The organism is Rhizobium sp. KNZ14-9A (assembly GCF_056755015.1).
This window is the reverse complement of the sequence record NZ_JBPGXB010000004.1, coordinates 1,536,940-1,548,976: the sequence shown is the minus strand read 5'-3', so window position 1 is coordinate 1,548,976 and position 12,037 is coordinate 1,536,940. Positions and strand designations below refer to the sequence as shown.

The window sequence follows — 12,037 nt, the reverse complement described above, 5'->3', positions numbered from 1 at the left end:
GATGCGAGCGGATATTCTGGTGGTGGGCGGTGGCCTCGGCGGCGTGGCGGCGGCGCTCGGTGCCTGCCGGGCAGGCAAGAGCGTCATCATGACCGAGGAATTCGAATGGATCGGCGGCCAGTCGACCAGCCAGGGTGTGCCATCCGACGAACATAGCTGGGTCGAACAGTTCGGCATCACACGCTCCTATCGCAGGCTGCGCAACGGCGTGCGGCAATATTATCGCGACAACTATCCGCTGACCGAGGGCGCCCGCGCCTGGGGTGATCTCAATCCCGGCGGCGGCTGGGTGAGCCGCATCTGCGCCGAGCCGCGCGTCAGCCTGGCGGTCATGGAAGCGATGCTGATGCCCTATCGGGGCGCCGGCCGCCTTAGGGTGCTCCAGCCCTATCGTCCCGTCGCTGCTGATGTCGACGGCGACACCGTACGCTCCGTCACCGTCCGCCATCGCGACACGAACCGTGAGGTCTTCATCTCGGCCGACTATATCCTTGACGCTACCGAGCTCGGCGACCTGCTGCCGATGACCGGCACGGAGTATGTCAAAGGCTTCGAGGCGCAATCCGATACCGGCGAACCGAGCGCGCCGTCCGAAGCGCAGCCCGACAATGTTCAGGCAGTCTCGATCTGCTTTGCGGTCGATTGCGTCGATGGCGACCAGACGATCGACAAGCCTGACAATTACGACTACTGGCGCAAATACCAGCCGCATTTCTGGGGCGGCCCACTGCTCGGCTTCACCGCGCCCCACCCGCGCACGCTGGAATCCACCACGCGCAGCTTCACGCCCAATGTCGACGACAACCCGCTGCTCGTCGATGCCGATCAGCGCAAGGGTGGCGGTGACGAGAATCTCTGGCTCTTCCGCCGCATTGCGGCACGGCGCAATTTTGAGCCCGGCTTCTACCAGTCGGACATTTGCTTCGTAAACTGGCCGATGATCGACTACATGGACGGAACGATTATCGACGTGTCCGAGGAGGACAAGGCCCGACATCTGAAGGCGGCCGCCGATCTTTCCTATTCGGTCTTTTACTGGCTGCAGACCGAGGCGCCACGCATCGATGGCGGCCAGGGTTACCGGGGCTTGAGGCTTCGCGGCGACATCACCGGCACCGAGCACGGCCTCGCCATGGCGCCCTATATCCGTGAAGGCCGCCGCATCAAGCCAGTCACCCGCATTACCGAGCAGGATCTCTCCTATGCGGTGCGCGGCGACAAGGGCGCGATGAGCTATCGCGACAGCATCGGCATCGGCATGTACCGCATCGACCTTCATCCCTCGACCGGTGGCGACAACTATATCGACGTGCCGTCCTGCCCCTTCGAGATTCCGCTCGGCGCGCTGCTGCCGCAGCGCATGACGAACCTCATTGCCGCCGGCAAGAATATCGGCACCACCCATATCACCAATGGCTGCTACCGCCTGCACCCGGTCGAATGGAATATCGGCGAAGCGGCCGGCATACTTGCGGCCCACTGCCTCGACAAGGGGCTGAAGCCTCACCAGGTCCAGGAAAACGACGCACATCTCCACGACTTCCAGCAGGAACTCGTCCGGGAGGGCATCGAAATCCGCTGGCCGGTCATCGGGGCCTACTAAGCAGCCATCTCAGCAACCCATCTTTGGAGGAGGAACGGGAATGAACAAGAACAGGACACTGAAAACGGCAATTGCGGCGCTTGCCGTTGCCGTGCCGCTCGCCTGGAGCGGCATCGCCAAGGCTGAGGACGCGATCAAGCTGCGCATGACCATCTGGAGTGCGGCAGAAGCGCATCTGAAGCTGTTCAATGAGATCGCTGCCGGCTTCAAGAAGGACCACCCCAACGTCACCGTGATCTTCGAGTCGCTGCCATTCGACACCTATACGACGGCGCTGACCACCCAGATTGCCGGCGGCAATGCGCCTGATATGGCCTGGATCTTCGAGACAGCTGCCTATGATTTCGTCAATTCCGGCGCGCTCTATCCGCTCACCGATACGCTGAAGGCGACGCCAGGCTACAATCTCGACGAGGTGAGCGCGACTGCCACGGAGCGCTGGCAAAAGGACGGCACGCTCTATGCCTATCCTTTCTCCACTTCACCCTTTGCGGTGTTCGTCAACAACGACCTGATCAAGGCGGCAGGGGCAAAGACACCTGCCGAGTTGATCGCGGCTGGCGAATGGACCTGGGACAATGCCATTGCTACCGCTTCGGCCGTTGGCGAGAAGGGTAAGGGTGGCCTGATCGTGCGCGATTTCAACTACCAGATCTGGCAGAACCTTGCTTCGATCTGGAACGGCTTTGGTGCGGCCCCCTGGAGCGCCGATGGCAAGACCTGCACAATGACCGAGAAGCCGATGATCGATGCGCTCACCTTCGTCCATGACGCGATCTTCAAGAAGAAGGCGATCCCCGGTCCCGGTGAAAATGTCGATTTCTTCGCCGGCAATGCGGCGATGACCATCACTCAGATCAGCCGCGCCTCGCTGCTGCCGAAGGATAAGCCCTTCTCCTGGGATCTCGTGCCGCTGCCGAAGGGACCGGCAGGAGATTACGCGCTGATCGGCCAGGCCGGCATCGGCGTCATGCAGTCGGGCAAGAACGCCAAGACAGCCGCTGAATTCATCGCCTATATGACGAACGCGGAAAACTCGGCCAAGCTCAGCCAGTTCTTCCCCTCGGCCCGCAAGTCGCTACTTAACGCCGAGGTGCTGAAGAAGACCAATCCGCTGCTCAGCAAGGAACAGATCGACAAGGTCGTCATCGCGGGCATCGCGACCGGCAAGGTCATTCCCGGCCATACCGGCTTTGCCCAGATCCAGCAGACAGTTCGCTCCGGCCTCGATGCCGTCTGGCGTCCGGATGCGGATATCGCCGGCACGCTCCAGACGATCTGCGGCCAGATCGGCCCGCTGCTCAAGCGCTGAGGAGATAAGAGATGGCTGTCACGCAGGATAACGCAATACCGGAAGGCCGCTCCTCGTCGCCGTTCTGGACGGTTGCGCGGCGCGACAGCCTTGCCGGCTTTCTGTTCATTGCCCCGCAATTGATCGGCATCATCGTCTTCGTGCTGATCCCGCTCGGTCTGGTCTTCTGGTATTCGCTGCACGAATGGAACGTGCTTGCCAATACCTTCACCTATACGGGTGCGCAGAACTATCAGATGCTGATTGAGGATCCGAACCTGCTGCAGGTGCTCGGTTCGACCGCCATCTTCTCCGCCGGGCTTGTGGTTCTCAACCTGTCGCTGGCCTTGCTGCTGGCGGTGCTGTTGAACCAGAAACTCGCGGGCATCACAATCTTCCGGACGTTGTTCTTTTCGCCTGTTGTCGTGTCGCTGGTGGCCTGGACGATCGTCTGGGGGTTTCTGTTGCAGAAGAACGGCGGCATCAACGGCATGCTGCTGCTGTTTGGCATCGAGGGTCCGAATTGGCTGCGGGGCGAAACCACCGCGATGATCTCGGTCATCGTCGTGCAGGTGTTCAAGAATGTCGGCCTCAATATGATCCTGTTTCTTGCAGCCCTTCAGGGCGTGCCGAACGAGCTCTATGAGGCGGCCCGCATCGATGGCGCCCCGCGCTTCAAGCAGTTTCGCCGCATTACCCTGCCGCTGATCAGCCCGACTATCCTTCTGACTTCGATTATCACCATCGTCGGATCTCTGCAGGTCTTCGCGCAGATCGCTGTGCTGACGCAGGGTGGTCCGGGTCTCTCGACGACGGTGCTCGTCTATTACCTCTACCAGCAAGCCTTCCAGTTCCATTTCTTCGGCTACGGTTCGACGCTTTCGATCCTGCTCTTCCTGATCGTGGCCATTCTGACATTCGCCCAGTGGCAATTGCGCAAGAGGATCGTATTCTATGAAAGCTGAGATCTCACCGCGGATGAGGGTTATTCTCTACGGGCTGATGTGCGTGCTGCTCATCCCCTTCGTCTTCCCGACCTGGTGGATGGTCACGTCTTCGGTGAAGCCGATCAGCGATATCTTCGCCTTTCCACCGCAACTTTTCCCGCAGAGCTATGACTGGACGACCTATGGCAAGGTCTTCGAGCTGCAGCCTTTCGTCAAGCAATACTGGAACTCTGCCTATATCGCCGCCCTGGTGACGATCGGCACGATGATCGTTTCGTCGATGGCCGGCTACGCTTTCGCACGCATCAGGTTTCCCTTCGCCAACACGATCTTCATGGTCGTGCTGCTCGGCCTTTTGATCCCGTCGGAAGTCACGATCGTGCCGCTCTTCCAGATGTTTTTGAAGGCGGGCATGGTCAACACCCATTGGCCGCTGATCCTCGTGCCGATCTTCGGTGCGCCGAGTGTTTTCGCCACCTTCGTCATGCGGCAGTTTTTCGTGACGTTGCCGGTCGAGTTGGAAGAGGCAGCGCGCGTCGATGGCCTCGGACGTTTCAAAATCTTCCGCAAGATCGCGCTGCCACTTGCCAGGCCGGCACTGGCGTCCGTTGCGATCTTCACCTTCCTGCATTCCTGGAATCTCTATCTCGAACCGATCGTGTTCCTGTCGAGCGCGGAGAAGTTCACTTTGCCCCAGGCTCTCACCCAATATACCGACGCCTATGGCGGGCCGATGTGGAATATCCAGCTTGCCGCGGCAACACTCACAGCATTGCCCGTTCTCGTCGTCTTCATCATCGCGCAGAAGCAATTCGTCGAAGGGCTCGCGCATACCGGCCTCAAGGGCTGAAGAACCGGATTTTCCTCATGGCTGACGTTACCCTTTCCCGTGTCCGCAAGAGTTATGGTGCGCTCGACATCATTCATGGCGCCGATCTCGGCATCCGCGACGGCGAATTCGTCGTGCTCGTCGGGCCATCCGGCTGCGGCAAGTCCACTTTGCTCAGGATGATCGCCGGGCTCGAGACGATTACCGGCGGCGATATCAGGATCGGCGGACGGGTCGTCAACGATCTCGACCCAAAGGACCGCGACATCGCCATGGTCTTCCAGAACTACGCGCTCTATCCGCATATGACGGTCGCGACCAATATGGGCTTCTCACTGGAGCATCGCGGCACCAGCAAGTCGGAGATCGCGAAGCGGGTGAAATGGGCGGCCGATATTCTCGGCCTGTCTCAGCTTCTCGATCGGTATCCGCGCCAGCTCTCCGGCGGTCAGCGCCAACGCGTCGCCATGGGCCGAGCGATCGTTCGCAATCCGCAAGTTTTTCTGTTCGACGAACCTTTATCGAACCTCGACGCCAAACTGCGCGTTGTCATGCGTGGCGAAATTAAGAGCCTGCACCAGAGGCTCAAGACCACGACCATCTATGTCACCCATGACCAGGTGGAAGCCATGACCATGGCCGACAAGATCGTCGTGCTGAACGCTGGCAGAGTGGAACAGATTGGCGCGCCGCTTGACCTCTACGACCGCCCGGCCAACCAGTTCGTGGCCGGTTTCATCGGATCGCCATCCATGAATTTCCTGAACGGCACAATCACCGACAAGGGCTTCGCAGCACCCGGCATTGTCTTGCCACTGCCACAGACTGCACCTGAATTGAGTGACCGCGAGGCTGTTTACGGCATCCGGCCCGAACATTTCTCGCTCGACGACGCTGGCGTGCCGGCCGAGATTGTCCTGGTCGAGCCGATGGGTTCGGAAACCCAGGTGACGATGAAGCTCGGGGAGACGCAGGTTACCGGCGTCTTTCGTGAGCGCATATCGATGTCTCCTGGCGTGAGGATCCGCGTCCGGCCGGAGCTTTCCAATATCCACCTCTTCGCCGCCGATGGTGGCCAGCGTCTGAACTGAGGCCGTTCCCATGCCTTCCTATCCGGAAACCAGGCTAACAAAAGCGCTGCGCGAGGGCGAATTCCCGATCATCGTCTCGCTCGCGCGTCACGATCTCGACCTCGCCAGGGCTGCTATCGACGCGGGTGCCTTTGCGATCAAGGTCCATCTCAACGCCTATCATCGCGCCACAGGCACCACCTTCGGCAGCTTTGCCGAAGAGCGACCGTTTTTCGAGGATCTTGCAACGCTCGGCGTGCCGCTTCTTGTCATGGCCGGGCAGGAAAGGGTTCCGAGCCCGCAAGAGATGGACGCGCTCGCCGAACTAGGTTTCGAGGGATTCAACATCTATGTCAGCGACATGCAGCCGCATCTGCTGCAATCGAAGCTACGTCCCATTCCTGCGCTTGGCGAGGCGAGTACCGACGAGGACTTGACGAAGATTCTCGACATTCCCGGTGCGATGATGGAAGCCTCGGTCGCTTCCTTTGCAGGCTATGGAAAGCCGCTCGACGGGACCGATCTTGATCGCTACCGGACCATCGCGAGCAAGGCGGGTATTCCGGTCATCGCGCCAAGCCAGAAGAAGTTTGTGCCGGCTGATATGCCGAAGCTGAGGGACGCGGGTATCGCGGCCCCTCTGCTTGGCGTTATCGTGACCGGCACGACGCCGGAGAGCATGAGAGCGGCGGTCAAGCCGATCGTCGCCGCAACGCGACGATGAATCTCAGCGCCGATGGCCGCGGTCTTACTCCGCGGCCAGCTTCGCCTGGCCGTTGGCCTCGACAATCGACTGCAGCACGGAAAGCTCCTCGGCTGTCAGATCCGTGAGCGGAGCGCGCACGGCGCCCGGATCGCGGCCGATGACTTTCAGCCCGGCCTTGATGATGGAGACTGCATAGCCCTTCTTGCGATTGCGTAGCGCAACGAAGGGGAAGAAGAAATCCTTCAAGATCTGGTCGACGGTCTTCTGGTCGCCTGCCCTGAGCGCCTTGTAGAACCGTTGCGAAAGAGCCGGCACAAAGTTGAAGACGGCCGAGGAGTATGTGGTAACGCCGGCGGCGAAATAGGCCTGAGCGTAGACTTCGTGGGTCGGCATGCCGCCGACATAGACAAGCCGGTCGCCAATCTTAGTGGTGATCTCGATGACCCGATCGACGTCGCCGACACCGTCCTTGAAGCCGACGAGATTGGGGCACTCATCGCAAAGCTGAGCGATGCTGTCGGCCGACAGGATCGCGTTGTCCCGGTTATAGACGATCACGCCGATCCCGACCGACTGGCAGACAGCCTTCACATGGGCGACAAGCCCGGCCTGCTCGGCAAACATCAGATAGGGCGGAAGAAGGAGCAGACCATCGGCACCGGCCTTTTCGGCATCGCGCGCAATATCGATGGCAAGTGACGTGCCATAGCCAGTGCCGGAGATGATCGGCGTTTTGCCTGCGGCAGCCTTGGCGGCGCGAATGACGGCGGGGATTTCGGCCGGATTGAGGGAGAAGAATTCGCCCGTGCCGCCAGCGGCAAAAAGTGCGCTTGCATCAAAACCGGCCAGCCAGTTCACATGGTCGCGGTAGGCGCCTTCATTGAACTTGTTCTCGCTGTCGAAATGCGTCACCGGGAAGGAGAGGAGGCCGTCGCCCACGGCTTTCTTGATGGCGTTGGGATCCATGTTGAATTCCTTGAATAATTGCTGATTGAAGGTGAGCGCCTCGCTCACATATGACCGGCTTCCATCGCCTCGAGCACCGCGGCTATGTAACCGTAGCAGAAACTGAAGGCGACGCCCGTCGCGTCGCGGCCGCTGATGCGCGGCACATGGTCCGGCATGACCATATATTTGTAGCCGACCTCGCGGTAGACCTTCAGCGACCGCACCATGTCCATGTCGCCTTCATCGGGAAACGTTTCCATGAAGGAGAGTTTGCCGCCACTGATGTTGCGGAAGTGCAGATTGAAGATCTTTCCGCGCGTGCCGAACCAGCGGATGATGTCGTCAATCTCCTCGCGCGGATTGTCGAGCATCTCGCCGATCGAGCCCTGGCAGAAATTCAGGCCATGATAGGGGCTTTCGTGCATCTGCACGAATTTCTTCAGTCCATCCACAGTGCCAAGGACCCTGGTGACGCCGCGATAGCCCGGTGGCGTATAGGGATCGTGCGGATGGCAGGCAAGGCGCACCCTGTTGCTTTCCGCAACGGGAACCACGCGCTCGAGGAAGTAGTCGATGCGCTCCCAGTTCTCATCTTCTGAGAGGACGCCGGCAAGACCGGGCGCGGCCTGCTGATCGGCCCTTTCCCAGCGAAAGGCTTCGTTCAGAGAACCGCCGCGGCCTTTTTCGCGCTCCGTCCTGGGAATGCCGATGAGATTGAGATTGTATTTCGTGGCGGGGATCCCGGCCTTTGCGCAATTCTCGATCATCCGGCAGACGGCATCGATCTGCCGGTCGCGTTCCGGGCCTCCGAGCAGGATATCGGGATAGGACGCGTTTTCGATCGGCTTGGAGGGGAGGGGAAGCTGGATCATGTCCAGAACGAGGCCGAAGCTCTCTACATGATCACGATGACGCTCGAGGTCCTCCAGCGTCCAGCTCGACGGCGCACCGGGCGGGTCAGCGGAAATATGCTTTACGCCTAGCTGAGCAAAAACGCGAAAATCATCGTCGTCCCGCGCAGCGACCTGGGTTCCCAAATACACGATTAACCTCCCGATCATTCAAATCATGTCATATGACATAATATGAATTTCTGCGATTGTCGAGCCTCATTGCTGCTCTGCAAGCATCCGGTATCGTCGCTGGCTCGCCATCATATGCGCGCGCATGGCCTGTCTCGCGCGGTCGGGATCCTGCTCGGCGATAGCCGCCAGGATCTCACCATGCTCTGCATGGACTTTTTCGAGATAGGCGCGGTCATTGGCCTCCGGCAAGGTCGGGAATTGGCCGCGCGGGATCGCGCGCGCTCCGAAATGACGCAGGGCATCGATGTAGAATCTGTTGTTAGAAGCATTGGCTATGGCGGTATGGAATTCATAATCGGCCTCGACTGTGGGCTCACCGCTCTCGATGAGTTGGGCCATTTTCCGGTTGGCAAGCCGAATTGCCGCCTCCTGTTCGGCTGTTCGGCGATAGGCCGCAATAGCGGCAGCTTCTCCTTCGACAGCCATGCGAAACTCCAGCAATTCCAGCGTTTCCGGAATGCTCTTGACTTCGACCGGCGTCAGGATCAGCCTGCCATGTGCCTTGGGATCGGAGACGAAGACACCCTTGCCTTGAATGGGACGGACGAATCCGGCCGCGCGCAGGTCGGCGATCGCCTCCCGCACGACCGTACGGCTGACGCCGAAGGCCGCCTCAAGCTGCGGTTCGGTTGGAAGCTGATCTCCCTCGCGAAGCTTTCCAGTTTCGATCTGCATGCGCAGCTGGTCGATGACCTGCTGCGCCAAACGCTGTCTGCCACGCGTGCCCGCCACCATTTCGTTGTTCCCCATTTTCTCGTCCTCGTCCGCATGGCGCTTGCAAACTTCTTTGAAAAATCATAATACGACATACGGACGACATATTATGTATTGTATAGTAACTCAGGGAGGAGTTGCAATGAAGCAATTTTCTAGAAGCCTGTTTGTTGGCGTCGCATTCTGCGCGCTGACCTTGGCGGCGCCGGCACTTCGGGCGGCCACGCCTGCCGATCAGCTGGTCATCGGCACCTCGCTTGCCCAGGTTCTTTCGCTGGACCCGCAGCAGGCGACGGAGGCCAAGGCCAACGAAATCATGTCGAATCTCTACGACCGCTTGGTTGCCTCGACGCCTGACGGCAAGATCGTGCCGCAGCTTGCTGAAAGCTGGCAGGTCGATGACAAGGGGATCACGTTCAAACTGCGCGATGCGACCTTCGCCTCCGGAAATCCGGTGACGTCCAAGGACGTCGTCTTTTCGCTCGGCCGTTTGCTGAAGCTCGATCAGGCCGCAGCCGCCAACCTCAAGCGCGTCGGCTATACGAAGGACAATGTCGATCAACTGGTCAAAGCCGTCGACGACAAGACGGTGCGCATCGATCTTTCGGGCCAGGTGACATCGGAGCTTCTGCTTTACCGTCTGGCCATGGTCATTGCGAGCGTCGTCGACAGCGTTGAAATCCAGAAGCATGTCGCCAACGACGACTATGGCAACGCTTGGCTGAGAACCCATTCGGCCGGCTCCGGACCGTTTACGTTGAACCGCTGGGCGCCCAATGAACTTGTCATTCTCGACGCCAACAAGAATTATGTTGGGGGTGCTCCGAAGATGCGCCGCGTCATCGTCCGCCATGTTCCCGAAAGCCAGGTGGAGCGCCTGATGCTGGAGCGCGGCGATATCGACATAGCAAGCGCAATGACCGCGTCGGATCTCGCCACCTTCGACAACAAGAAGGGCTTCGAGATCCAGCGTGTGCCCACAGGCGGCTTCTACGTGCTGTCGATGAATGCCGGTAACAAATACCTGTCCAACCCGAAGGTGCGCGAAGCGATCGCCTACGGTATCGACTACAAGGGGATCGAGAAGACCATCATGGGTCCTTACGGGCGTGCGCGTACCGTGCCTGTTCCGGAGAACTTCGAATATGCAATCCCGAGCCCCGACTGGCACCTCGATGTTGCCAAGGCCAAGGCGCTTCTTGCAGAAGCCGGTTTCAAAGATGGCTTTACACTCAGTCTGAAGACCATCGCACAGACGCCCCGCATCGATCTTGCCACTGCAATCCAGGCTTCGCTCGGTCAGATCGGCATCAAGGTCGACATCCAGCAGGGCAACGGATCCGACATCATCGCAGCCCACCGTGCCCGGAATTTCGATCTCCTCATTCCGCAGACAGGCGCCTACATGCCGAATGTGCTCGGGGCAATGGAGCAGTTCGCCTCCAATCCCGACAATTCTCTCGAGGCAAACAATGCAGGTAACTTCGTCTGGCGCTCGGCATGGGACATTCCCGAACTGACGGCTCTGACGGCAAAAGCCTCGCTCGAGGCAGACCCGAAGAAACGCGGCGAACTCTACGTCGAGATGCAGAAGATGTTCGTGGATCAGAAACCGGCCGTCCTGCCGATGTTCGAGCGCTTCGAGCCCATCGTGCTGAATGGTGACGTCCATGGCTATGTCGGTCATCCGAACCAGACGACGCGCCTTGAGGGCGTCACGAAAGTCGAGACCGATTAAGCAAGGTCGCCGATCATGAAGGAACTCTCCGTCAAGGAACTGGCGCTCCGGGTGGCACACCTCGCCGTCAGCCTGTTCATCCTGCTGTGCGTCACTTTCGTGATCGGCCGTATTCTTCCCGCTGATCCGGTCGGAGCGATCGTCGGCGAGCTGGCAGATCCAGCCGCCTATGCCGCCATGCGCCAGAAGCTTGGTCTGGACCTGCCGATCTACCAGCAGTTCCTGATCTACCTGAATGGCCTGGCGCATGGCGATTTCGGAACGGCGGTGCTGACAGGCAATCCGGTCTCTTCGGACCTTGCCCAGGCATTTCCCGCGACCTTCGAACTCGCCACCCTGGCGATCCTGATCTCGACCTTCGTCGGCGTTCCGCTTGGGCTGACGGCGGCGCTCTTTCGAGACACTTTTATCGACAAGATCGCCCGGATCGTGGCGCTTGTTGGTCATTCGATCCCGGTCTTCTGGTTCGGGATCGTCGGCCTGGTCATCTTCTACGCCGGACTGAACTGGGTTGGAGGCCCCGGCCGTGTCGATGTCTTCTACGAGGGCATGGTGACGCCGCAGACGGGGCTGCTGCTCGTCGACAGTCTGCTGCAGGGAGAAACGGAGATCTTCTGGAACGCGGCTGGTCACATCATCCTGCCGGCTGTCATCCTGGCCTATGCCGCCATGGCCTATATCACCCGCATGACCCGCAGTTTCACGCTTGAGCAATTGAGCCAGGATTACGTGATTGCCGCGCGTGCAAAGGGTGTCGGCCCGGCACGCACCGTCATCGGTCACGTCCTGCCGAATATCGCCGTCCAGTTGATCACTATCCTGGCTATTTCCTACGGTGGCCTCCTGGAAGGCGCTGTCGTGACGGAGATCGTCTTTTCCTGGCCGGGTATCGGTCAATACATGACGAACGCACTGATGATCGGCGACATGAACGCCGTCGTTGCCGCCACCATCATCATCGGCTTCATCTTCATGTTCCTCAATTTCCTGGCGGACATCGCCTATGCGATATTCGATCCGCGGACTCGGGAGGCTGCGCAATGAGCGATGCAATCCAAACGGACCTTCCTGTGCGCCCACCGAGCCTGCTCGCACGGATATCAGGC

At 59.8% G+C, this 12,037-nt stretch carries 11 protein-coding genes; 8 read left to right on the top strand and 3 right to left on the bottom strand.

The window, feature by feature from the left end:
* Nucleotide 1: 1 nt before the first annotated feature.
* Genes ACR9ZQ_RS37490 through ACR9ZQ_RS37465 form a run of 6 tightly spaced genes read left to right on the top strand, consistent with a single transcriptional unit; the run spans nucleotide 2 to nucleotide 6,464 of the window.
* Nucleotides 2-1,603, top strand: a complete 1,602-nt coding sequence (locus tag ACR9ZQ_RS37490) for an FAD-dependent oxidoreductase (RefSeq protein ID WP_481430990.1) — start codon at nucleotides 2-4, stop codon at nucleotides 1,601-1,603.
* Nucleotides 1,604-1,643: 40 nt separating this feature from the next.
* Nucleotides 1,644-2,915 carry an ABC transporter substrate-binding protein gene (locus ACR9ZQ_RS37485; RefSeq protein WP_481430359.1) on the top strand — a complete coding sequence of 424 codons (1,272 nt, stop codon included), beginning with the start codon at nucleotides 1,644-1,646 and terminating at the stop codon, nucleotides 2,913-2,915.
* 11 nt (nucleotides 2,916-2,926) lie between these two features.
* Nucleotides 2,927-3,859, top strand: coding sequence for a carbohydrate ABC transporter permease (locus tag ACR9ZQ_RS37480; protein ID WP_310382347.1), 933 nt, complete (start codon nucleotides 2,927-2,929; stop codon nucleotides 3,857-3,859).
* The gene (locus ACR9ZQ_RS37475; RefSeq protein WP_113324584.1) at nucleotides 3,849-4,691 is read left to right on the top strand and encodes a carbohydrate ABC transporter permease; all 843 of its coding nucleotides are present in this window, start codon (nucleotides 3,849-3,851) and stop codon (nucleotides 4,689-4,691) included. Before ACR9ZQ_RS37480 ends, ACR9ZQ_RS37475 begins: the two co-directional genes overlap by 11 nt.
* Before the next feature lie 17 nt (nucleotides 4,692-4,708).
* The gene (locus ACR9ZQ_RS37470) at nucleotides 4,709-5,761 is read left to right on the top strand and encodes an ABC transporter ATP-binding protein (RefSeq protein ID WP_481430358.1); all 1,053 of its coding nucleotides are present in this window, start codon (nucleotides 4,709-4,711) and stop codon (nucleotides 5,759-5,761) included.
* A gap of 10 nt (nucleotides 5,762-5,771) precedes the next feature.
* Complete coding sequence (locus ACR9ZQ_RS37465; RefSeq protein WP_481430357.1) at nucleotides 5,772-6,464, top strand: hypothetical protein; 693 nt, start codon at nucleotides 5,772-5,774, stop codon at nucleotides 6,462-6,464.
* 24 nt (nucleotides 6,465-6,488) lie between these two features.
* On the opposite strand, the gene kdgD is transcribed toward ACR9ZQ_RS37465, so the two are convergent.
* The 3 genes from kdgD to ACR9ZQ_RS37450 all read right to left on the bottom strand — a co-directional run bounded on the left by kdgD (nucleotide 6,489) and on the right by ACR9ZQ_RS37450 (nucleotide 9,214).
* Nucleotides 6,489-7,412, bottom strand: a complete 924-nt coding sequence (gene kdgD, locus ACR9ZQ_RS37460; RefSeq protein ID WP_310382350.1) for a 5-dehydro-4-deoxyglucarate dehydratase — start codon at nucleotides 7,410-7,412, stop codon at nucleotides 6,489-6,491.
* A gap of 44 nt (nucleotides 7,413-7,456) precedes the next feature.
* On the bottom strand, nucleotides 7,457-8,437 hold the full coding sequence (locus tag ACR9ZQ_RS37455) for a mannonate dehydratase (RefSeq protein ID WP_310382351.1): 981 nt from the start codon (nucleotides 8,435-8,437) through the stop codon (nucleotides 7,457-7,459).
* A 66-nt stretch (nucleotides 8,438-8,503) separates the two neighbouring features.
* Nucleotides 8,504-9,214 carry a FadR/GntR family transcriptional regulator gene (locus ACR9ZQ_RS37450; protein WP_310382720.1) on the bottom strand — a complete coding sequence of 237 codons (711 nt, stop codon included), beginning with the start codon at nucleotides 9,212-9,214 and terminating at the stop codon, nucleotides 8,504-8,506.
* 121 nt (nucleotides 9,215-9,335) lie between these two features.
* On the opposite strand from ACR9ZQ_RS37450, the gene ACR9ZQ_RS37445 reads away from it, so the two are divergent.
* Both ACR9ZQ_RS37445 and ACR9ZQ_RS37440 read left to right on the top strand, forming a co-directional pair.
* Nucleotides 9,336-10,931 carry an ABC transporter substrate-binding protein gene (locus tag ACR9ZQ_RS37445; protein ID WP_481430356.1) on the top strand — a complete coding sequence of 532 codons (1,596 nt, stop codon included), beginning with the start codon at nucleotides 9,336-9,338 and terminating at the stop codon, nucleotides 10,929-10,931.
* Between the two features lie 15 nt (nucleotides 10,932-10,946).
* Nucleotides 10,947-11,975, top strand: coding sequence for an ABC transporter permease (locus tag ACR9ZQ_RS37440; RefSeq protein WP_477921355.1), 1,029 nt, complete (start codon nucleotides 10,947-10,949; stop codon nucleotides 11,973-11,975).
* Nucleotides 11,976-12,037 lie beyond the last annotated feature (62 nt).